This window comes from Bacillus sp. FSL R9-9834 (assembly GCF_038006905.1).
Lineage (GTDB): Bacteria > Bacillota > Bacilli > Bacillales > Bacillaceae_G > Bacillus_A > Bacillus_A pacificus.
Genome location: NZ_JBBOWD010000001.1, coordinates 419251 through 442608, shown reverse-complemented (window position 1 = coordinate 442608; position 23358 = coordinate 419251). Strand labels below are relative to the sequence as shown.

Here is a 23358-nt window from a genome sequence, read left to right as displayed (position 1 = left end):
AGTCCTTTTCATCCTTCCTATCCAAAAGAGCATTAATACGCTTTTCCCCAATACACCATTTGCTTAGCTTCTTTACCACAACAAATACATTCGTTAGCTAAATGCTCTTGCTCAAAAGGCATACAGCGAGAAGATACTCCGACTTCTTCTTTTAATTTCTCTTCACAAGCTAGTTCCCCGCACCACATCGCCTTAATAAATCCTTGCTTTTCATCAGCTACTTTTTTCATCTCTTCAAACTTCGTCACACTATACGTATTTTCATCACGAAATACTTTTGCTTTATTAAATAAAGAGTTATGAATTTCCTCAAGTAGTGCTGGAATGCGTTCTTCTAATTGATCCATTGCTATAAACTCTTTTTCCTTCGTATCTCTTCTTACGAGTACAACTTGATTCTTTTCGATATCTTTCGGACCAACTTCTAATCGAATTGGAATTCCCTTCATTTCATACTCATTAAATTTCCAACCAGGTGTTTTATTGCTAGCATCTAGTTTTACTCGTGCAACCTTTTGAATATGTTCTTGTAACTCTGTTGCTTTCGCTAAAACGCCTTCTTTATGCTGAGCAATCGGTACAATAACAACTTGCACTGGTGCGACTTTAGGAGGCATTACAAGCCCATTATTATCACTATGAACCATAATCAGTCCACCTATCATTCTCGTTGATACGCCCCAAGATGTTTGGTGTACATATTGCCACTTACCGTTACGATCTAAAAATTTAATATCAAATGCTTCAGAGAAATTCGTTCCAAAGTTATGGGATGTTCCCGTTTGAAGTGCTTTCCCATCATGCATTAAGCTTTCAATTGTATAAGTTGCCTTTGCGCCCGCAAATTTTTCTTTTTCTGTTTTTTGTCCTTTAATTACTGGTATTGCTAAGTAGTCTTCACAGAAAGAAGCATATAGATTTAAAATATTTAATGTTTCAGCTTGAGATTCTTCTGCTGTTTCATGAATTGTATGACCCTCTTGCCATAAGAATTCCGTTGTACGAAGAAATGGCCTCGTTGTCTTTTCCCAACGAACTACTGAACACCACTGATTATATAACTTTGGCAAATCATTATAGGATTGCACAATTTTTGAAAAATGCTCACAGAATAAAGTTTCGGATGTAGGGCGTATACAAAGTCTTTCTGCTAACTTTTCATCCCCACCATGTGTCACCCATGCTACTTCAGGAGCAAATCCTTCTACATGATCCTTCTCTTTTTGTAATAAGCTCTCTGGGATAAACATTGGCATATACACATTTTCATGACCAGTTGCTTTTAACTTCTCATCCATCACTTTCTGCATATTTTCCCATAAGGCATAGCCGTACGGGCGTAGAATCATACATCCTTTTACACTTGAATAATCAACAAGTTCTGCTTTTTTTACAATATCTGTGTACCACTGTGCAAAGTCCTCTTCCATCTTCGTAATCGCTTGTACTTGTTCTTTTGCCATAGTCAGTCTTCCTCCTTCTAGAAAATACAAAAAAGCCCGCGCCCCTAAATAGGGACCGAGCTTTGCCGGCGTTACCACCCTGATTCATGCACAAAAATTGTGCATGCTCTCTTTTTGATAACGGGAAATTCCCGCTGCATATGCAGAACGCAAAGGTAGGTTCCATATCGCCTTTTTAAGAATCTTTCAGCCTGACGGATTCTCTCTCTGCTAAAAAGGTTGAACATGTACTAGTCCTTTTTCATCGTTATAACGAAGTAAATTTGTTGAATATCATAATATAAATTTCACCCTAAAACAAGAGTGAATTTTCTTATTTTTTATATATTCTTTTCATTTTTTACAGTTTTATACGTAGCTTTTTCTCGTAATTTTCACAAGTTGATGTGCAATCATACCGATAAGTGTACCAAGTAGGACGAAGAAACCAATAAATCCATATCCCATTCCTTCCCATCCACCAATAACCATCATTGTAACGGGAAAGGATGCTAAGCAAAGAAGTATTAAACTAAGTGCAAATATAATATCAAACTGCTTGTCTGGAAACCGTTTCTTTAGTAAATACGAAATAGCAAATACAAGAATAATTGTGATTCCACCAATGATGTAAAAGATACTAAATCCATCTAGCAAATCCACATTATTCCCTCCTTTCATTCATTCCCTTATACTTAATTATATGTTTAATTTTTCTGAAAATAAATAATAAATTTTATTTAAAAACATATTTTTATTACTAGGTATTAATAGTAATATATAGTAATAGGTTTCATATAATTAGGAGGATTACTTTATGGATAAAGCATTAACGAATCGTGTCATCATTTTATCATTCGACTGTTTATCAGCTTTAGATTTTCCTATACTACAAAAATTACCTCATTTCCAATCTCTAATCAAAAAGGGTACGGTTGTCGAAAAAGTAGAGCCCATCTATCCTTCTGTAACCTATCCAAGTCACTCAACAATCGTAACTGGTAATTACCCTAATAAACATGGCGTAGTTAGCAATACGTTACTTCAACCTGGACGTGAATCACCCGATTGGCATTGGTACCGAAAATCAATACAAGGAACAACATTATATGATGAAGCACATAAAGCAAATTTAACGACAGCTGCCCTTCTATGGCCTGTTACTGGCAGAGCAAATATTGATTACAATTTACCAGAAATCTTTCCAAATAGACCGTGGCAAAATCAAGTTTTAGTTTCATTATTTAGCGGTAGCCCGCTATATCAATTAGATTTAAATCGTCGTTTCGGCCATATACGAAATGGATTGTCACAACCTGAACTCGATGATTTCGTACTTGCTTCTGCTGTGCATACAATCCAGACAAAAAAGCCTAATGTCATGTTTGTACATTTCACCGATTTAGACACCCAAAGACACTATCACGGCTTTGAATCAAAAGAAACAATAGCCGCAATTCATAGACATGATGAGCGACTAGGGAAAATTATTCAAGCTTTAAAAGACAGTGGACTATACGAAGAGAGCACCATTATCGCTCTTGGTGATCATAGCGCTTTAAGTGAAAGCAAAGCCATTCAATTAAATGTACTATTTCATCAAAAAGGGCTTATCTCTATAAATTCAAAAGGAAAATTAGTAGACTGGAATGCTTATTGCCAAAGTTGCGATGGGTCCGCCTATGTATATGTGAAAGACAAAAACGATACCGATACAATTCGAGAAGTACAACTACTCCTTGAAGAACTGCTTCAAAATAAACAAAACGGTATTGAATTTATACTTCATGATGAGGATGCGAAGGAATGCGGTGCAGATGGCAATTGTTTATTTATGTTGGAAGCACGAGAAGGGTATTATTTCACTGAAAACTATACAGGAGATTTTATAAAAGAAATTACTGAAAAAGATGTTACGCCTAGTAAAAAATATACATTTGGTACGCATGGATACTCTCCAACAAAACCTAACTATGAAACAATTTTTATAGCTGCCGGGAAAGGAATAAAAAGCGGCATTACCATACCGTATATGAGACTTATTGATGAAGGCCCAACTATCGCTAGACTACTCGGTTTACACTTAGGTGAAACAGACGGATCAATTGTAGAGGATTTACTCCAATTGTAAAGAACTGTGTATATATGTAAAAGTTATGTAAAATTCATCATTGTTTCTCTTTTTATAATTTTTATTTTTGTACACTGTTAGTAGAACAAATTTGAGGGGGAACATTATATGAAAAAAATGTCCAGACAAGAAAAAAGCTGGATATTATACGATTGGGCGAACTCCGTATATTCGCTCGTCATTACAACCGCATTATTCCCAATTTACTTTAAAGCAGCTGCAAAGGAAGCCGGGTTATCTGGTGCAACTTCAACAGCATATTGGGGATATGCAAACTCGTTCGCAACACTTTTAATTTCTATACTTGCTCCTATTCTCGGCACAGTTGCTGATTATAAAGGATTTAAAAAACGATTTTTCACATTCTTCTTTGGACTCGGTATCGTATTTACAAGTATGCTAGCAGTCGTTCCAACATCTCAGTGGTACTTATTACTAGGATGCTATATGCTCGCATTAGTCGGTTTTGCTGGAGCAAACATTTTTTATGATGCATTTTTAGTAGATGTCACTTCTGAAGATAGAATGGATCGAATTTCTACGAGAGGTTTCGCTTTAGGCTATATTGGGAGTACTATTCCATTTATCGGTTGTATCACTCTTATCATTCTTGCTCAAAAAGGAACTATCCCTTTATCAGTTGGCATTGCTAGTCAAATTTCATTTGCAATCACAGCTCTTTGGTGGGGATTATTTACAATTCCAATGCTAAAAAACGTAGAACAAACGCACTATATTGAACGTCACCCAAGACCAATTACAATGAGCTTCAAACGCCTTGCTGATACTTTTAAAAATATTAAAGAATATAAAACGGTCTTTATGTTCTTAATTGCTTACTTTTTCTATATTGATGGGGTCGATACAATTATTACTATGTCCACCGCTTACGGAACAGACCTCGGTATTAGTGCAACAAATCTATTAATCATATTATTCGTCACACAAATTGTAGCTTGTCCATTCGCTTTATTGTACGGAAAACTATCGGAGACATTTACCGGTAAAAAAATGCTATATGTCGGTATTATTATTTATATCATTATCTGCACATATGCTTATTTCTTAAAAACGACACTCGATTTCTGGATTTTAGCAATGTTAGTTGCCACTTCTCAGGGCGGGATTCAAGCACTTAGTCGTTCCTATTTTGCAAAACTAGTACCTAAAGAATCGGCAAATGAATTCTTCGGATTTTATAATATATTTGGCAAGTTTGCCGCGATTATGGGTCCAGTATTAGTCGGTGTTACAACGCAATTAACGGGAAAAACAAACGCCGGTGTCCTTAGTATTATTGTGTTGTTTATTATCGGTGGATTTTTATTAACTAAGGTCCCTGAAAATAATACATCCGTTACACCACCTAGTCCAAAAACTAAAATGCTATAAGAAGAAGATCCTCTTCATGCAAGAAGAGGATCTTTTTTATCTATAACGTCTTACAATTAAAAACTCAACAGCTGGCTTTACAACTATCGCAGCACATAACGCAAACAAAAGCGGTATGTTATGAAAATCAATCCATCTATTAAACCCTACCGATGCGAAAAACAAGCCAAAAATTAATACAACGAGTACATAATATGTAACATTGGCACTTGTTTTTAATACATGTTTTTCTAAATCCTCTTTCTCCTCAGTATCCCCTTCAACGCTATGTGATGCCAAACTTTTAAATAGATAATGTAACGCGATGCTACAAATAAATAGTGCATACCAGTTTACTTGAAGTTCAGTTAACCAATAGTAAAGTGCAAACACTAACGTACCTATAGCCACTAATACAGTAACGAAAAGGCTTATTTTCTCTTTCCCCAACAACTACTCCCCCTACTGCTTGTACAAAAATAGTTTATCAACAGTTGTTCCTAATACTTCCGCTAAACGAAAAGCTAATGCTAAGCTTGGATCATATTTATTATTCTCAATTGCATTTATCGTCTGTCTTGAAACTTTACACTTATCAGCTAATGCACCTTGTGAAATATTATTCTCAGTGCGTAATTCATAAATTTGATTTTTCACATCTTTTCTCCTAACATGTAAAATCGTTTTTACAACATTAGTATATAGTCGGTACATTTCATTGTCAAAAGACTGTCACAAGAAAAGGGAGCTATTCAGCTCCCTTACAATGGTTATTTCGAGGCTAATGAATTTGTTAGTTCCTCTTTATTAGCGACATCCCCTTTATTTATTTGCATGCGTAGAACTGGCCCTATCGCAAATAAAATAAGTGCCATCGCTATACAAAATACAGTAACTAATGAGGTCATCTCCTTTAATCCTCCAGCTATTGAAGTTCCGATTAACATTGCCCCCATAAACAGTGGTAAAATTGTTCCATTTACTCTTCCAATCATATTTTCTGGTACAAGTTGAATCATAAGCGTACCGACAACGATATTAACACAAGCTAAACAAATACCTGTTCCAAATCTCATGAAACTAGTAATCCAAAATGATGTAGATAGCCCTTCTACTAAAAACGATATCGCTAATATGCCCATACCGAATACGAACATCTTTTTCGGGTTCACTTTTGAAGTGAAAATCGCAGCAACAATACCACCAATTAACATACCTATTCCATCAGCTGCAGCTAAATATTGAACTGCTTCCTTTTCCATTCCAAGGCGTTCTATTACAAGGAATACCTCTAATGGAGTTGTTAGTCCAACAGCTAAGCCTATAATGGTGAAAGTGATCGTAATCATACGTAAATTTTTCGTATGAAGAACATATTTCCACCCTTCTTTTATATCATTTTTTAATGACTCTCTCGCCACTTGCTCTTTTTCAACCCATTTTGGTAAGAATGAAAGGGCGATAGCAGATAACAAAAATAAAATGATTAAACTATATAGCGACGTAATTAAACCAAGTTGTGTATACACAAGCGATCCTACCACTGGTCCAAAAATCAGAAATAATGACTGTAATGTTTGGTTAAATGCAATCGCATTTGCTACCTGTTCTTCTTTTACATAGCGCTTAAATATACGCGAAGATGATGGCTGAGAAAACTGACCTACAATCGCAGAAATGAGTGTTGCAAAAAATATAGCCTGCCAATAATCCAGTTTTAACAACAGGACAATTCCTATAATAGACAGGACACTTAATACATCTCCAGCGACCATTGTTCTTTTCGGATTCCAGCGATCAGCTAGCGCACCACCGATAAACGAGAAAATAAAAATAGGTGCATATTCCATAACTGATAACAACGAAACAGAAACCGGATCATTATTCGTTCGCTCCATTATGAAATATAGAAGGGCCATATTTCTGATCCAAATTGCAAATTGTTGTAAAATATCAGACGCCATAACGAGCATAAATGCTCGGTTTTTAAATAAAGCGTTCATTTTCATTCCCCTTTCATAAACCGACCGTTCGGTCTAATTTATTTTATAGAAAAGCAACTGACTTATTATTCAGCTGCCATTCCTTTTAACAATACATCTATTGCCTTTTTATAAATACGTTTCAACTCTTTATAATCTAACTCGTAGTAAAGTACTCCAAGCCCTGATAATAACCCATTCACAATATACATAAGATCGCGCGTATTATCTTCACGAAACTCTCCAGACTGTATGCCTGCTTCAATTAGTTTCTCAAACATAACATACGATTCTCTAGTTAAAGCTAATAGTTCATCCAAAATCTCTTTACTTACAACTTGGCTCATAGAGAATTCCTCTATTGCATTTGAAATTGGTTGCTGTATGTCCTCGACATGATATTCCGCGAGACCATATAGTTTTTCAGTATTCGTACTATACAACTTCTCTTTTTCGTTCCATTTTTCAAGCCAATCATACGTATGCTGCTTTACTACAAATAAAAATAATTCTTCTTTACTTTTAAAGTGATAATAAATGCTTCCTTTACTCCGCTCTGTAATTTCACAAATCTCTTCCATAGATGTAGCTGCATAGCCCTTCTGTGAAAACAACCTTTCTGCTTTATATGCAATTTCTTTCTTTATCTCTTCTGCACTTCTTCTCATATTCACACCTCTTTAAACCGACCGTTCAGTCTAATAATAACAAATTAAAAACCTCTATTACAAGAGGCTATATTTCTTATTTAAGAAAACGTACTCTCAAACCACGTTCGAATCATGTGTATTGTTCCTAATTTAATGTATTATCCAAAAAAAGCCTCCTTCCCCTAGCATGTGAAAGACGATAGTCTAGCGATAGGTGGAAGATGCATTTCGGTTCGGCGTAGCCAAACATTTGATTTTCCTACTTATTTCACCTCTGATATAATCAGTCTTATAGAAAGTAAAGTTTGGTATAATAATGAAAGTAGATAATAATCTTGTAGTGTTCAGATTGTATGATCACCGTCATAGCTTATGGGAAATAAAGCGGAAAATGAGGTGAATGGATATGGCAAAGCATAATAAGGCGTACAAATTTCGTCTGTATCCAACAGAAGAACAAGCGCATCTCATACGTAAAACGTTCGGATGTGTACGCTTTGTGTATAATAAAATGCTGGCTGAGCGGAAAGAACTATATGAAACATACAAAGAGAACAAGGAAGAACTAAAGAAACAAAAATTCCCTACTCCTGCGAAATACAAAGTAGAGTATGAATGGTTGAAAGAAGTTGATTCATTGGCATTGGCCAACGCTCAATTAAACTTGCAAACTGCGTATAAGAATTTTTTTTGTGGTCAAAGTGAGTTTCCTACATTCAAAAATAAAAAGAGTAGAAAATCCTATACAACGAATCGAGTAAACGGAAATATTATGTTATTTCATGGTTATATCAAATTACCAAAATTGAAAATGGTGAAACTGAAGCAACATAGAGAGATCCCACCAAATCATATCATCAAATCATGTACGATTTCGATGACACCAACTGGTAAGTATTACGTGTCTATTTTGACCGAATATGAAAAAGAAATCACTCCAAAAGAAGTAGAACATGTAGTTGGATTAGACTTCGCAATGGCTGAATTGTACGTGAGTAGCGATGATGAGAAAGCCAATTATCCTCGCTTTTATCGTCAGATGTTAGACAAATTAGCAAAAGCACAACGGGTATTAGCACGACGTATGAAAGGTTCAGAGCGCTGGAATAAACAACGCATTCGTGTAGCGAAATTACATGAAAAGGTCGCCAATCAACGTAAAAATTTCCTTCATCACAAGTCTAAAGAATTAGCTACGAGTTTTGACGTTGTAGCAATCGAAGACTTACATATGAAAGGTATGTCACGAGCACTTCGCTTTGGTAAAAGTGTAGCGGACAACAGTTGGAGGATGTTCACGACATTTTTAGCATATAAGCTACAAGAACAAGGAAAACAGCTTGTAAAAATAGATAAATGGTTTCCTTCTACAAAGATGTGTAGTCGTTGTAGAAATAAAAAAGAAATGCCATTATGTGAACGCATGTATGCGTGTTCGTGTGGACTCACAATCGGCCGTGATTATAACGCAGCTATCAATATCAAAAAAGAAGCCATACGCTTACTAGCGTTGGCATAAATAGTAACAAAATAACCTTTGGAACAAGGGAGTTAGCTCGGCTGTCCTGGGACAAATTCGTTAGCTATCAAAAGTAGCGATAAACCGAGAAGCCCCCACTTTGGGGTAAGCTCGTAAGAGATACTAAGTGGTGGGTAGTTCACATCCTAATTTAACAAGAAATACGCCTCCCGCAGCTAATAAAAATAACATTACTTTCCCCTTATTTTTCACTTTCGGTTCCATTTCCATTCCCCTTAGTATATTAAAAACAGTTAAACAAACATTTGTTTAACTGTTTTTATGCATATGTAAACCAACTAATCAAACGTTTGTTTAAAAAGAAATACGCCCCTTATAGGGCGTATTCTCATCAATCACCGCCACCTCCGCCACCATCACAGCTGCCTCCGCTATCTCCACCGAAAGATCCTCCACAATCATGTGAACCTCCATGCGAGCTATCATTATCAGATCCCGCAAAGAAAAATAATGGTGATGAGTTGTTAGATGAGTTATGAATGTTATTTTGTTTTGTAAGATTTACCTTCTTTTTGTTTGATCGAACTGCTGTTATGATCGTTCCAACTACAACAAATAATAGTATGACAATAATAAATTCCATATAAAAGCCTCCCTTAATCTTCGAATAATTGAATGGTTCTTTCTAGATTTTCAAGTGAAATGAAGCGCGATTCACGAAGGATCTCTTTTCCATTATAAAATAATAAAACTGTTGGACCTGTAAATACTGCATATCGCCCCGCAATTTCTTGCATGTCTTGTAGCAATATCTCTATTTTCTCTACGTAATCATAATTCTCTAATACGTAATTTACTTTCCTTAACATAACATCACAAACACCACAATTTTCTGTTTTAATAAACAGAAGTACTAATTGTTGTTCTTCAATATATGTCGCTAATTCTTCTATCGTTTTAAATGTATTCATCTTATCCCTCTTAGCGTAATTTACGAAATACTTTATCTTGATACATACGAAAAGCTGAACTATCTTTAATCTTTCTCTTTTCCATTACCTGCTGAAAACGAAGCGTTTTTGCTGTTAACTCTTCTTGTAACTTTATTCTCTCTACTTCATCATAACAGCACACAATTAAGTCTTCTATTTTTAATATATCTTTTTGTAGTTCCATTTCTGGTGGAATCATGCCCGCGTTTTTTAAAATTTTATAACTCATTCTAAGTTCTGGAGGTACCATTGAAAGGTCTTCTAATTGTAGTGGTTTTCCTTTTCCCGGAATATGATCAAGGTCTCCATTCCGTATTGCTTGTCGAATCTTTTCTTCGGCAATATTCAAAAACACATCCACAATACTCCCCCCCTTACATATTTTTACTATTATTTTACATGAAATTTCATTATCTTGCTACGCTATTACAAATTGACCTCATACAATTTTTTCTCAAATTTAACTCCAAGAAGCCCTTTCCTCCCTAATCGATATTTTATTTTCATGTGTAATCTGTATTAGAGCCGTTTCATATTGAGAAAGTCTTTTCGAATTCAATAAAGCGTTTACACCAAATCTTACATTTGCTACGATTTAATCAGCTTCAGCTCCTTGTATAGACTTCGTGATGTCTGATCATTTTTGTCTAGATTCATTTTGATTTATTGGCGCATGCCTTTAAATATATCTTTTACTTTGAAAGGAGAAATGACTATGAAATCAAAAAAATTCACACTGCTATTACTATCCCTACTACTCTTCTTACCTCTTTTTCTCACAAACTTTATTACTCCAAATTTCGCATTAGCAGAGTCACCAAAGCAAGGTCAAAAAGTTGTTGGGTATTTTCCTTCGTGGGGCATTTACGGACGTAATTATCAAGTTGCAGACATTGATGCATCAAAGCTAACTCATTTAAACTACGCTTTCGCTGATATTTGCTGGAATGGAAAACATGGAAACCCTTCTACTCACCCCGATAATCCAAATAAACAAACGTGGAACTGTAAAGAATCTGGTGTACCACTGCAAAATAAAGAAGTCCCTAATGGTACTCTCGTACTCGGTGAACCATGGGCCGATGTCACAAAATCTTATCCTGGCTCAGGTACAACTTGGGAAGATTGTGATAAATACGCACGCTGCGGAAATTTCGGCGAACTGAAACGATTAAAAGCTAAGTATCCTCACTTAAAAACAATTATTTCTGTTGGTGGCTGGACTTGGTCTAACCGCTTTTCTGACATGGCCGCTGATGAAAAAACAAGAAAAGTATTCGCTGAATCTACAGTCGATTTCCTACGCGAATATGGATTTGACGGCGTTGATTTAGATTGGGAATATCCGGGCGTAGAAACGATTCCTGGTGGTAGTTATCGTCCTGAAGATAAGCAAAACTTCACCCTACTCCTTCAAGAAGTTCGAAATGCATTAACGAAAGCTGGTGCAGAAGATGGCAAACAATATTTACTAACAATCGCATCAGGTGCAAGCCAACGTTATGCCGATCATACAGAGCTAAAGAAAATCTCTCAAATACTGGATTGGATTAATATTATGACATATGATTTCCACGGTGGATGGGAAGCTACTTCTAACCATAATGCAGCTCTATACAAAGATCCAAATGACCCAGCAGCGGATACGAAATTTTACGTAGATGGTGCGATAGACATTTATACAAATGAAGGGGTTCCAGCAGATAAACTCGTATTAGGTGTACCATTTTACGGACGCGGATGGAAAAGTTGTGGAAAAGAAAATAACGGACAATACCAACCTTGTAAACCAGGTAGTGATGGAAAGCTCGCTTCTAAAGGTACTTGGGATGATTATTCTACCGGTGATACAGGTGTATACGATTATGGTGATTTAGCGGCTAATTATGTTAATAAAAATGGTTTTGTTCGCGGATGGAACGATATAGCGAAAGTACCTTATTTATATAATGCGACTACAGGTACATTTATTAGCTACGATGATAATGAATCTATGAAATATAAAACAGACTATATAAAAACAAAAGGTTTAAGTGGCGCAATGTTTTGGGAGCTTAGCGGAGATTGCCGTACAAGTCCAAAATATAGTTGTAGTGGACCAAAATTACTTGATACGTTAGTAAAAGAATTACTAGGTGGACCTATTACTCAAAAAGATACTGAGCCACCAACAAACGTAAAAAATATTGTTGTTACAAATAAAAATTCAAACTCAGTTCAATTAAACTGGAATGCATCTACTGATAACGTAGGAGTTACGGAATATGAAATTACTGCTGGGGAAGAGAAATGGAGTACAACAACAAATAACATTACAATTAAAAACTTAAAATCTAATACAGAATACAAATTTTCAATAATAGCAAAAGATGCCGCTGGGAATAAATCACAGCCTACTTCTATTATTGTAAAAACAGACGATGCTAGCACAACACCTCCTGGTGGAAATAACAATGCTACCTTTTCAGTCACTTCAAATTGGGGAAGTGGTTACAACTTCTCGATTGTAATTAAAAATAGTGGAACGACCCCTATTAAAAACTGGAAATTAGAATTTGATTATAACGGCAATTTAACACAAGTTTGGGATTCTAAAATTAGTAGTAAAATAAATAATCATTACGTAATTACGAATGCAGGATGGAATGGTCAAATTCCTCCTGGTGGATCGATTACAATCGGAGGAGCAGGAACAGGCACTCCTGCTGAACTTGTAAATGCATCCATTAGCGAAAACTAAACGTAACTTCCACTAATTATTTCACTAAAGTTTGAATTTAGGTTTGATTCCTCTCTCCTAAATTCAAACTTTTAATTTTATGAAAAATCACAAAGAAACATTATAATAACCTATTATAATCATATTTAGTTTCCAATATGAAGTTCGTGTGAAGTTCATCTGAATTTTACATGAATTTCCTTTAAGCTCTATTGTCTTCCTATACTAATCACATTATCCTTTACATATAGTAATTATTTTTATTCCATTTCAAACTATCTATATATACATAAAGAAAGATAGTCGCCTATTAGGGAAAGGCATCTAGTATTATTATAAATATAAACATAACAAAAGAAAAAGCACGCTTATAAGCGCACCATAAGAGTGCTTCTTCATACAATTCTCATGTAAGAGTTCTCGAAAATCATGTTAATCACAAAGAAAAGGCATTAGCTTATACAAGCTAATGCCTTTTCTTTATTCATATTGTTCAGCGTTCCATTCTTCTATATTCCACACTTTTGTTATCCATGCTTCATAAAAAGAAGGCTCATGTGATACAAGTAAAACGGTTCCTTTATATCGTTGTAGCGCTTCCTGCAACGCTTTCTTTGTTTCTATATCCAAATGATTAGTTGGTTCATCTAAAATTAAAACATTACTTTTCTTTACGATAAGTTCACATAAACGTACTTTCGTTTGTTCCCCTCCGCTTAATAAACGAATAGGTTTTAATACATGTTCTTCTTTCAATCCACACTTCGCTAATGCTTGGCGCACTTCTTTCTTTGTCATATCTGGTCGCTCTGCCCAAACTTTCTCTAAGGGTGTTATTTCTGAAGCAAACTCTTCCTGGGCAAAATACGCAGGGTTTACTCGTTCTCCAACAGAAATGGAACCGCTTAGCGGCTTAATTTGACCTAATAATGTTTTTAACATCGTCGTTTTTCCAATTCCATTATGACCAATAATCGCTATCTTTTCTCCTTTTTTCACTTGTAAATTCAACTCTGGGCATAACGGATCACTATAACCTATCCTTAGTTTCTCAGCTTGCAATATACGACTCACCGGCTCCTCATAAACATTGAAATCAAAACGGGATCGAGGTACAGGATGAATCTTTTCAATCCTTTGCATTTTCTCCAATACTTTCTCTCGACTTTTAGCCTGTTTCGCTTTACGAATTTTATTTTTTTGAATAAACGTTTCTAACTGAGAGATTTCTTTTTGTTGTTTCACATACGCCGATTGCAATTGTTTCTTTTGCACTTGATAACTTTGTACAAACTTTTCATAGTTTCCTACGTATCGCTTCACTTTCCCTCCTTCTAGATGAAAAATAACATTTGTAATACTGTTCAAAAATAATTCGTCATGCGAAATGATTACATAAGCTTTTTCATATAGTCTCAAATACGATTGCAACCATTCTATATGGGCTGTGTCTAAATAATTTGTTGGCTCATCTAGTAATAAAACATCAGCTTTTTCTAAAAGAAGCTTCCCAAGTAATAACTTTGTTCGCTGTCCCCCACTTAACTTCGATACATCCTTTTTCAAACCTATTTCAAATAAACCTAAACCGATTGCTACTTCTTCAACTTCTGTATGAATGTGATAGAAATTAGATCTTTCCAATATAGTTTGTAATTCTCCATACTTTACTAACAGTTTTTCTACTTCTCCTGCTCCATTCATTTCTTCAGCAATTTTTAACATTTCGCATTCAATCACATACAAATCAGCAAATGCACTTTGCAAGTATCCCTCAATTGTAATTCCTTCTTGTAAATCTATATGCTGCTGTAAAAAACCTACCTTCACATGAGGAAACCATTCAATATTCCCCTCATCATGTATAAGTTCTCCTGTTAAAATCTTTAACAATGTTGATTTTCCAATTCCATTTTGCCCTACTAACCCAACATGTTCGCCCTTCAATAATCGAAAACATGCATTATATAAAATGGTCTTCTCACCATACGAATGACTTACATTTTCTACCGTTAATATACTCATTTTTTTCTCTCCTCTACTTATAGTCCATAAGCTAAATAGAGAGAGCAACAGTATAAAGCCTTATTTAATTGTGCATATAAAAAATGGGTAAGGTGAATACACCTTACCCATTACATATTATCGTAAAAAAGGATTAAGGTTCTTTACCTGCTGTCTTCAATTTAGCTTAACCGATAAAAATGGGCAGACTTCTCCCTTATCAAGCTAAAACCATTTGAAGAACAGTTGATAAAGTCATTTTATCCTTTCACTCCTTTAACATTCGTTATATTAAGAGTATAAACTACTCTTTTATATTCTATTCTCTATTGTTCTTTTTGTTCCTTCTACGTTTTATCGTTCTCTGCATAAATTTCTTTATACATCTTTTCTAATGCATATGGACTTGTAAAGATAATTGTTAACGATTTCCACATATAAATTCTTCTTTGTAATTCTATCCCATACTCTTTACTCACTATATTTTTCACTTCTGGGATATGATCTTCAGTTTGAAATTGTTGCACAGACTTCAATTCATTCGTTTTAAAATCTGTTAAAAATCCTATTACACTTCGCCCATGTTCCTGTGACCTTTCTTCTAAATCAAACTGAACCGAATGAATGAAACCTAAAACGTGAAAGATTTGAGCATGTAACCCGACAGCAGCACGCTGTTCCATTAAGTTGTAGCACTCTCGTTTCAACTCTTCTACCATTTCTAAAGAATTTCTATTAACTTTCCTTTTGCCAATAAACATAATTTTTACAATATGAGCGACTGCCCCCATACTTTTTAATACACTCTCTAGAATTTCTACCGCGTCTTCTACATAACCATTTAAAATTATTGAATGAATAAATTCATCTAATACCGCTTGAAACTTTTTAATTAAATGTAAATCACGTAATTCTGGAACATCTTTTCTCAATTGATCCCGGCCTTGAACCCACTTTAAAATTTCTGTCATTTCTTCTTCGTTTAATTCATGATGTTCCATACCATACTTCATTAATAAAATATGATTTTTTAATAAAGATTTTCCTTCTTCGAGATTATCTGCTGTTAATTCATCCACTATTTGCTCTATAGATTTCATCTTTCTCCCCCTATATAAAAAAGCCTCTTAACAGTAATTATACTAAAAACTGTTAAAAGACTTTTTCTATTTTTTCATATAAGGTGCTAATACTCTCAAAATTTCTTCCTTATCCTTCTTTAACTCAAGTGATGTTAACATATCCATCGTTCTCGGCCTAGGTAATTTCACTTGTACCTCACCAACTATTGATGCTGGTCTTTGGGATAAAATAAATACGCGATCCGAAAGCAAGATTGCCTCATCTAAGTCGTGTGTAACCATAACGATTGTTTGCTTCTCTTGGTGCCAAGAGTTTAAAAGCCAGCTATGTACTTCCATTTTTGTAAAAGCATCTAATTTACCAAAAGGCTCATCAAGTAACATAATTGGCTTTTCACATAAATATGTGCGCAGAAAACTAATTCTTTGACGCATACCACCAGACAATTCATCTGGATAATGGTCTGCATATTCATCTAGTTCAAACTGCTTTAATGCTTCCATTCCTTCTGTTAGCCTTTGTTTTTTTGGCTTTCCTTCAATTTCTAACGGAAGGACGATATTTTGCAAAGCTGACCGCCACGGTAGTAATAAATCCTGCTGCGGCATATAACTTACAACATCTTGCTCTTGCATTTGCTTATCGTTATACGTTACACTTCCACTTGTTGGATTTTCAACATTTGCGATCATATTTAATAGTGTACTTTTCCCGCAACCACTCGGTCCTACAAAAGAAACGAACTCTCCCTCTCGTATAGAAGCACTAATATTTGCTAATACATTCTTTCCATCGAAAGATTTCACAATATCTTTTATTTTTAATCCGCTCATTTTTCACTTGGAAGGAACTCATTTGTAAAGGCATCTTTCACATCAATTTTCTTCTTAATAACTTTGTTATCATATAAGAAATTCATGTAATTCGTCCAAACTTCTTCCTTCTGTACTCCCCACGCTTTTGCATCATCTTGATACTTCGTACTTAACCATTTTTGACTTTCTTGTACTAACTCTTTATTTACATCTGGAACGGCTTTAATTAAAATATCAGCAGCTTCTTTCGGTTCTTTAATTGCAAAATTATACCCCTCTGTCGTTGCACTCATAAACTTTTTCACAAAGTCTTTATCTTGCTTCGTATGTTTTTCACTCGTAATAATAACAGGACTATAGAAATCAAGCGCTGGGTCTAAGTCTTTCACCATAATCGTATTTAACTCTTTTCCTTGGCGCTTCGCTTCAATACCGTCCCATCCGTAATATATCCATTCAAAGTCTGCATCACGACCAATTGATTTAAAGAAATCTGTTTGTCCTAAGATGATTTTTTCCACTTTATTAAAATCGGCTTGATTTTTCTCCATAATTGTCTTTAATGTAGCTTCTTCCGCTGGTCCTCCCCAGCCACCATAACGTTTACCTTCAAAATCTTTCGGCGAATTCATGTTATCTTTCTTAAGCGATGCAAAAGCTGAAGTATTATGCTGAATAATCGCTCCTACTGATACAACAGGAATACCTTCCACACGAGCCAACGTTACATTTTCTTGCGCGCTTATTGCGAAGTCAGCTTTTCCTGAAGCTATCATTTGCTCTGCCGTCACATTATCACCAGGCTGAATAATTTCTACATCTAAGCCTTGCTTTTTATAATAATCTTTCGCTTTCGCTACATATAAGCCAGTATGATTCGTATTTGGAAACCAATCTAGCACTACTTTTACTTTTTGATCTTTACTTGCACTTTCTTCTTTCTTCGCCGGATTACATCCAGCCACACCTACCGCTAATAAGGCAGCCAACATAACTTTTAAACCTTTTTTCATTTTCTGCCGTCCTTTCTATATATCCATGGTGCTGTTATTCTTGCCATAAACTCCACGATAAAATACAGACATAATGTCACCATAACAATAATTGCTGCAACACCAAATACTCGGGCTGTTAAAAAGGATTTCGTAGCCCTTGTAAGCATAACTCCTAATCCTTCACTGGCACCGAGCCATTCTCCAATAATCGCTCCCATTACGCTATATGTAACTGCAATTTTTAAACCGGAGAAAAAGTATGGAAGCACTGCTGGAAACTTTACTTTCTGGTAAACTTGCCATTTCGTTGCCTTCATCGTTTGCAACAACTTCAACATATTTTTATCTACCGTTTGAAAACCTTCTAAAATGCTAAGCGCAATCGGGAAGAAACAAACGAGTATGACTACCATTACTTTCGGTAGCATTCCATATCCAAACCAAATAATAAATAACGGTGCAAGTACAACGATTGGAATCGTTTGCGAAATAACAAGCAACGGATTTATTAAAATACGAAATAAAGGGATAACGTCCATAAGAATTGCAATGCTTGTCCCAATTAAAATCGCAAAGAAAAGTCCAATTATAACCTCTTGCAGCGTCTGCATCGTATTCGGTAATAGTAAATCTTTCATTCCAATTAATTCTTGAACAATGGCAGAAGGCTTCGGTAAAATCCACGGTTCAATTTTAAATAATGAAACAGATCCTTCCCATATCGCAATGAGAAGGATAAGCCAAATTGCTGTAATTATTTTAGATTGCTTCTGGTTTTGCATATTCATCACGGTACTTCCAAACTTTTTCATCTATCGTTACACCAGTGCTTGGACGATAATGGATTTTAATAGAAGTAATCACTTCTTCTGCTCCAGCATCCACACAAGCTTGTTGTGCACGTTTAATGATATCAAGAAGTACATCTAATTCTCCTTCCAGCGTTGTTTCCATTGCCCCTACTTCATAACGAACTCCCGATTGTTGTACAACCTCAATCGCTTTATCAACAACAGAATACACGTCTTTGTTCTTTGCTTGTGGTACTACTGAAAACGAAATTGTAACTTGTTGTGACATAGTAAAATCCCCCTTATGAAATTAAATTTTAAAACAAGAAAAGGCTTTCCTACTGCGTAGGAAAGCCTTGTATGCAAGTTATTATAGAATAACATATGCTACATCACTTTAAGTAACTCCCTACGCTGGCATTATCCAGATCAGGTTGAGGGTCGATGTTTGCTCACATCCTCTCAGCCAATTGGCTCCCCGGTCCTTAATTCGTTTTCATTGTAGCATGATTTATTTTATTGAACAAACAAAAGCATGTATAATCATTTCATTTAACTTTTGAATTCCCCAATTAACTCTTGTAGCTCCTGTGAGAGCCAGCTTAAAGAACTGGCTAATTCAGCAATATCCTGTACAGACATTTCCTGTTCTTTCATACTTTCTTCAACATTACTACTACTATTCGCATACTTATTTGCAATAAGTGATAGTTCATTTACAACACGAACAATATTTTGGCTATTTTGCAATATATTATTTGAATTGCTAGAAACAACTCCAACTTGATTGGTAACAGTTTGTGCTGATTTCGAAATTTTTTCAAAGAAAGCACCACTACTTTCAACAAGTTTCATTCCAGACTCTACTTCTTTTGAGGTTTTTTGCATTGAAACAACAGCTTCTTCCGTTCCGGCTTGTGTTTCCCCTATTAATTTTGCTATATCTTTTGCTGATGCTTCCGTCTGCTCTGCTAATTTACGCACTTCATCAGCAACAACGGCAAATCCCTCTCCAGTTTCCTCAGCACGTGAAGCTTCAATAGTAGCATGTAAAGCTAGCGAATTCGCTTGATTTGAAATACTTGTAATTACAGTTACAATATCACTAATTTCTTTTGATCTTACTTCCAAAGAATAAATGATAGAAGATAAATCTTGTACTGCATTTTGTATTATGTTCATTTGATTCATCGTCTGTTCAATAATACCATTTCCTTTTTCTGAATGATGCTTCGTACCTTCAGACTCTTTCGTCATTTGTTTTGCAATATTAGTTATCTCTTCCATCCTATCTTCCATTTCATATACAATATCTAAATACTTTGGTACTGACGTTTCTTGCAATTGAACGCCAGCCCTTAACTCAACTATAGAGCTTACGATTCCTTGGACTGCCATGCTATTTTCTTTCGTACTCACTGACAATTCTTGTGAAGATGAGGAAACCTGTTCTGCTGTCTGCTTCACTTTATCTATAATTCCTTTAAACTTCTCGATGGTATTATTAAAATACGCATTAATAATACCAATATCATCTGGTCTTTCCTCTAATTTAATACTTAAATCACCTTCACCAACTCTGCGTAATCCTTCACGTAAATCCCGCAATGGAGCAAGTGCGTTACGTACGATTAAGAATTGAATAACAGTTGCAATTAAAACAGAAATACAAATAAACATTAAACCTTGTATAATGAATTTTTCCTTTGTAATAGGAACAATAGAGGCATCTACATCGGCAGCAACAATTGCCACAATATTTCCGTCTCCATCTTTAATTGGCTCTAATATCGTTACCCATGTTCCTAATACGTCCTCATATACTTCTGTCATATTTGCCTTTTTCGTGCTCATTACCTTATCGTATGCTTTCATCCAAAGATCTGGTTGTTTATAATATTCTCCCGGCCTTACTTCAACAACATTTGCTAACTCTGTAGACAAATCGACGATTAGTAACTCACCTTTTTCGTTTTCTTTTGCTCCAACAATATAGATTTGTCCAACGCTATTCAATTCTTCCGTCGCTTCATCTAATTTCTCTGTTAACTTCTCTCTCTTTTCTCTTTGTGCTACTGGGTCTTTTGTAACATCTCTCACTATTTGTTCGTCTAATTTATGTAATACCGTATCTCCTGTTTCAAAGGAATGCCTTTCAAATATAGACATCATGCTATTTTGAAACATGTTAAAACTTAACGCTCCCATAGTACCAACAAGCGTCAAAATAACTAGCACAGTTAACAATACATTCTTTTGAAGAAATGATAGCTTGTGCCAATATTTTTTCATCAACATCACCTTTCTTAATTAACTTAATATAAAGGAAAACTATTAAAATAGAAACCTTATCAACAGCTGATAAGGTTTCTCATTTGTTCGCAAATAAAAAAAAGACCAATGAAAAAGCATTGGTCAAGACCAACCCTATCCGTCCGGTAACTGGCTAGCGTAGCCTTTCGGCCTTAGCTCCTGTAGTTTTGCGTCCTAATGTTTCCACCAGTTTGCCTTTCTCGCTGAACGAGTTGAACGATATGGGAGTTCTATGAGAATTACATTGTTCTCTATCAAAGATTACAACATAAAAATTAAAATGTCTACCTATTTAGAGATGCAAATGCAAAGTTTTAATGTATTATTTTTTCGAAATAATTTAACAAAGTACGTGAATGTTACATTTCTTGTGTTATATAATAAAAAAATGTATATAACACAAGGATTGTTTTGAGTATTTATTTTAATTTTCATTTAAATTAAATTATTCGAATATATCTTAACTAATGAATTTCGGAGGTAGTTTATCATGTTTTGGCTACAATTTCTTACGTTACTACTCTGCATTTTTATTGGCGCACGCCTAGGCGGAGTTGGTCTAGGGGTAATGGGTGGCGTTGGTATGGCAATACTTGTTTTCGTCTTCCACTTACAACCTACAGCTCCTCCTATTGATGTAATGCTTATGATTTTAGCAGTAATTACAGCTGCTGGTGCACTCCAAGCTGCTGGTGGAATGGACTACCTTGTTCATCTGGCTGAGAAAGCATTACGAAAAAATCCAAAGCGCATTACATTCTTTGCTCCAATTGTTACTTATTTATTTACACTTTGTGCAGGAACTGGTCACGTTGCTTATTCTGTACTTCCTGTTATCGCAGAAGTCTCTCGCGAATCTGGGATTAGACCAGAACGACCAATGTCAATCGCCGTAATTGCTTCCCAACAAGCAATTACAGCTAGTCCTATATCAGCTGCAACAGTTGCACTTTTAGCAATGTTAGCTGACTATAAAATCACCTTATTAGATATTTTAAAAGTAAGTATCCCTTCTACTTTCATCGCTTGTATGGTAGCTGCATTTGTTGCTAGCAAAATGGGGAAAGAATTAAATGAAGACCCTGAATACTTAAAACGATTAAAAGAAGGAATGATTCCTAAGATTGAAGAGAAAAAAGAATTTGTTGGTATAAAAGGTGCTAAATTATCAGTTATTCTTTTCCTAGTAGGAACTTTTCTTGTCGTACTTCTCGGTTCATTTGAAGCACTTCGTCCAGGATGGATAGTTGATGGGAAGTTAGCCCGTCTTTCCATGCCAAACACAATTGAAATGGTTATGTTAACAATCGCAGCTCTTATTATTATTTTCTGTAAACCAAATGTAGAAAGCATCGTGTCTGGTAACGTCTTTAAAGCAGGGGCAACAGCCGTTGTTGCTATTTTCGGGATCGCTTGGATGGGAGATACTTTCTTTAACGGAAACTTAAATATGATTCAAGGATCAATTCAGCACCTAGTAACAAGTGCGCCGTGGCTATTTGCCATCGCATTATTCATTCTATCTATTTTACTATATAGTCAAGCAGCAACAGTACGTGCTTTAATGCCCCTTGGATTATCACTCGGTATTCCACCAGCACTACTGATCGCGATGTTCCCTGCAGTAAATGGATATTTCTTCATTCCAAACTACGGAACAATCGTTGCTGCCATTAACTTTGATCGTACTGGTACAACTGGCATTGGTAAATATGTTTTAAATCATAGCTTTATGATTCCAGGCCTAATCGCAACATTCACTTCTATCGGAATTGGAATGCTCTTAATTTCAATTATGTTTTAAAGAAAAAGCACAAACCCAAAGTTTTAAAGGGTTTGTGCTTTTTTAATCAAACGTTTGTTTAAATATTTTTAACTGTCCATTCTTCCATTATGTTCTTTAATATTTGTGTGAAGTCCCCTTCTTACTCACTTCCTCTACTAGCTTCTTCGTACTTTCATACGCAGATTCAGCTAAACTAATCGCTGAAATAACTGAAACACCGTCCGCACCTGCTTCTATAACCGAAGCGGTATTTTCAATTGAAATGCCTCCAATTCCGACAATAGGTATTGTAATTCCTTGTTCTCTAAAATGAGCTAAACCTTTCGTTCCTTGCACCGCTTTCGTATCTTTTTTCGTACTCGTTGTGAAAATAGGGCCAACACCTAAATAATCCGCTCCGTTTTCAATTGCCCAGCACGCTTCTTCAATTGTATGTGTAGATACACCGATAATTTTATCCCCCATTTTTTCACGAACAGAAGTAATTCCTTCATCCTCTTGCCCCACATGCACACCATCCGCATCTAACTCAAGTGCTAGTTCCACATCATCATTTACGATGAATGGTACACCATACTCCTTACAAATTGCTTGTAATTCTTTTGCGAAACAAATACGTTCTTCTCCTGTTAAAGCCCCTTCTCCCTTTTCACGAAATTGAAAAATTGTTATACCGCCTTCAAGTGCATCTTTCAATATTTGTAGTGGATCCTTCGTACAATTGTTACTTCCCATAATAAAATATACGGATAACAACCTAGACATTTCTGCCTTTGAAATACGCGACATTTATTTTCCCTCCTT

22 protein-coding genes, 1 pseudogene, 2 riboswitches and 1 other annotated feature are annotated in these 23358 nt (G+C 35.4%); of the genes and pseudogenes, 5 read left to right on the top strand and 18 right to left on the bottom strand.

Annotated elements, in window-relative coordinates; translation table 11 throughout:
• Nucleotides 1-32: 32 nt before the first annotated feature.
• Nucleotides 33-1463: a proline--tRNA ligase gene (gene proS / locus MKY00_RS02280; protein WP_016716361.1), complete on the bottom strand. Its 1431-nt coding sequence runs from the start codon at nt 1461-1463 to the stop codon at nt 33-35.
• Between the two features lie 47 nt (nt 1464-1510).
• Nucleotides 1511-1717 (bottom strand) — a binding site (T-box leader).
• 94 nt (nt 1718-1811) lie between these two features.
• Nucleotides 1812-2105, bottom strand: coding sequence for a YesK-like family protein (locus MKY00_RS02275; protein ID WP_000364817.1), 294 nt, complete (start codon nt 2103-2105; stop codon nt 1812-1814).
• A 154-nt stretch (nt 2106-2259) separates the two neighbouring features.
• Between MKY00_RS02275 and MKY00_RS02270 the strand changes: the two genes are divergently transcribed.
• Both MKY00_RS02270 and MKY00_RS02265 read left to right on the top strand, forming a co-directional pair.
• Entirely contained in the window at nt 2260-3573 is a 1314-nt protein-coding gene (locus tag MKY00_RS02270) for an alkaline phosphatase family protein (RefSeq protein WP_016716360.1), read from the top strand.
• A 108-nt stretch (nt 3574-3681) separates the two neighbouring features.
• Nucleotides 3682-4965, top strand: coding sequence for an MFS transporter (locus MKY00_RS02265; protein ID WP_000738829.1), 1284 nt, complete (start codon nt 3682-3684; stop codon nt 4963-4965).
• Between the two features lie 36 nt (nt 4966-5001).
• On the opposite strand, the gene MKY00_RS02260 is transcribed toward MKY00_RS02265, so the two are convergent.
• The 4 genes from MKY00_RS02260 to MKY00_RS02245 form a co-directional block, all read right to left on the bottom strand.
• Nucleotides 5002-5394 carry a hypothetical protein gene (locus MKY00_RS02260; RefSeq protein ID WP_014893342.1) on the bottom strand — a complete coding sequence of 131 codons (393 nt, stop codon included), beginning with the start codon at nt 5392-5394 and terminating at the stop codon, nt 5002-5004.
• 12 nt (nt 5395-5406) lie between these two features.
• A complete protein-coding gene (locus tag MKY00_RS02255; RefSeq protein ID WP_001974760.1) occupies nt 5407-5658 on the bottom strand; it encodes a helix-turn-helix transcriptional regulator in 252 nt (83 codons plus the stop codon).
• 56 nt (nt 5659-5714) lie between these two features.
• Entirely contained in the window at nt 5715-6947 is a 1233-nt protein-coding gene (locus MKY00_RS02250; RefSeq protein ID WP_016716359.1) for an MFS transporter, read from the bottom strand.
• 65 nt (nt 6948-7012) lie between these two features.
• Nucleotides 7013-7594, bottom strand: coding sequence for a TetR/AcrR family transcriptional regulator (locus tag MKY00_RS02245; protein ID WP_016716358.1), 582 nt, complete (start codon nt 7592-7594; stop codon nt 7013-7015).
• A 388-nt stretch (nt 7595-7982) separates the two neighbouring features.
• Here MKY00_RS02245 and MKY00_RS02240 point away from each other — a divergent pair, with 388 nt between their 5' ends.
• Nucleotides 7983-9095, top strand: coding sequence for an RNA-guided endonuclease TnpB family protein (locus MKY00_RS02240; protein ID WP_016716357.1), 1113 nt, complete (start codon nt 7983-7985; stop codon nt 9093-9095).
• A 135-nt stretch (nt 9096-9230) separates the two neighbouring features.
• Here MKY00_RS02240 and MKY00_RS02235 read toward each other — a convergent pair.
• The 4 genes and pseudogenes from MKY00_RS02235 to MKY00_RS02220 form a co-directional block, all read right to left on the bottom strand.
• Nucleotides 9231-9326 (bottom strand): annotated as a pseudogene (locus tag MKY00_RS02235) (histidine kinase); the annotation flags it as partial.
• A gap of 121 nt (nt 9327-9447) precedes the next feature.
• The gene (locus MKY00_RS02230) at nt 9448-9699 is read right to left on the bottom strand and encodes a hypothetical protein (RefSeq protein ID WP_016716355.1); all 252 of its coding nucleotides are present in this window, start codon (nt 9697-9699) and stop codon (nt 9448-9450) included.
• Nucleotides 9700-9712: 13 nt separating this feature from the next.
• A complete protein-coding gene (locus MKY00_RS02225) occupies nt 9713-10027 on the bottom strand; it encodes a thioredoxin family protein (protein ID WP_016716354.1) in 315 nt (104 codons plus the stop codon).
• A gap of 10 nt (nt 10028-10037) precedes the next feature.
• The gene (locus MKY00_RS02220; RefSeq protein WP_016716353.1) at nt 10038-10409 is read right to left on the bottom strand and encodes a DnaJ family domain-containing protein; all 372 of its coding nucleotides are present in this window, start codon (nt 10407-10409) and stop codon (nt 10038-10040) included.
• A gap of 354 nt (nt 10410-10763) precedes the next feature.
• Between MKY00_RS02220 and MKY00_RS02215 the strand changes: the two genes are divergently transcribed.
• On the top strand, nt 10764-12788 hold the full coding sequence (locus tag MKY00_RS02215) for a glycosyl hydrolase family 18 protein (RefSeq protein ID WP_016716352.1): 2025 nt from the start codon (nt 10764-10766) through the stop codon (nt 12786-12788).
• A gap of 459 nt (nt 12789-13247) precedes the next feature.
• Here MKY00_RS02215 and MKY00_RS02210 read toward each other — a convergent pair whose 3' ends face one another.
• The 7 genes from MKY00_RS02210 to MKY00_RS02180 form a co-directional block, all read right to left on the bottom strand.
• The gene (locus tag MKY00_RS02210; protein WP_016716351.1) at nt 13248-14792 is read right to left on the bottom strand and encodes an ABC-F family ATP-binding cassette domain-containing protein; all 1545 of its coding nucleotides are present in this window, start codon (nt 14790-14792) and stop codon (nt 13248-13250) included.
• Nucleotides 14793-15118: 326 nt separating this feature from the next.
• Nucleotides 15119-15871: a hypothetical protein gene (locus MKY00_RS02205; RefSeq protein WP_000835394.1), complete on the bottom strand. Its 753-nt coding sequence runs from the start codon at nt 15869-15871 to the stop codon at nt 15119-15121.
• A 66-nt stretch (nt 15872-15937) separates the two neighbouring features.
• Nucleotides 15938-16687: an ABC transporter ATP-binding protein gene (locus MKY00_RS02200; protein ID WP_016716350.1), complete on the bottom strand. Its 750-nt coding sequence runs from the start codon at nt 16685-16687 to the stop codon at nt 15938-15940.
• Nucleotides 16684-17682 carry an ABC transporter substrate-binding protein gene (locus tag MKY00_RS02195; protein ID WP_016716349.1) on the bottom strand — a complete coding sequence of 333 codons (999 nt, stop codon included), beginning with the start codon at nt 17680-17682 and terminating at the stop codon, nt 16684-16686. The genes MKY00_RS02200 and MKY00_RS02195 overlap by 4 nt, the downstream gene beginning before the upstream one ends.
• Nucleotides 17679-18452 (bottom strand): ABC transporter permease, encoded by a 774-nt coding sequence (locus MKY00_RS02190; protein ID WP_001057149.1) that lies wholly within the window; start codon nt 18450-18452, stop codon nt 17679-17681. The genes MKY00_RS02195 and MKY00_RS02190 overlap by 4 nt, the downstream gene beginning before the upstream one ends.
• Nucleotides 18424-18744: an MTH1187 family thiamine-binding protein gene (locus MKY00_RS02185; RefSeq protein ID WP_000082897.1), complete on the bottom strand. Its 321-nt coding sequence runs from the start codon at nt 18742-18744 to the stop codon at nt 18424-18426. The genes MKY00_RS02190 and MKY00_RS02185 overlap by 29 nt, the downstream gene beginning before the upstream one ends.
• A gap of 100 nt (nt 18745-18844) precedes the next feature.
• Nucleotides 18845-18946: riboswitch (TPP riboswitch) on the bottom strand.
• Between the two features lie 61 nt (nt 18947-19007).
• On the bottom strand, nt 19008-20747 hold the full coding sequence (locus MKY00_RS02180; protein ID WP_016716348.1) for a methyl-accepting chemotaxis protein: 1740 nt from the start codon (nt 20745-20747) through the stop codon (nt 19008-19010).
• A gap of 142 nt (nt 20748-20889) precedes the next feature.
• Nucleotides 20890-20974: riboswitch (cyclic di-GMP riboswitch) on the bottom strand.
• Between the two features lie 284 nt (nt 20975-21258).
• Here MKY00_RS02180 and MKY00_RS02175 point away from each other — a divergent pair.
• Entirely contained in the window at nt 21259-22572 is a 1314-nt protein-coding gene (locus tag MKY00_RS02175; protein ID WP_016716347.1) for an anaerobic C4-dicarboxylate transporter family protein, read from the top strand.
• A 96-nt stretch (nt 22573-22668) separates the two neighbouring features.
• Here the strand turns inward: MKY00_RS02175 and thiE are convergent, their stop codons facing one another.
• Nucleotides 22669-23343, bottom strand: a complete 675-nt coding sequence (gene thiE, locus MKY00_RS02170; protein WP_016716346.1) for a thiamine phosphate synthase — start codon at nt 23341-23343, stop codon at nt 22669-22671.
• Nucleotides 23344-23358: the final 15 nt, after the last annotated feature.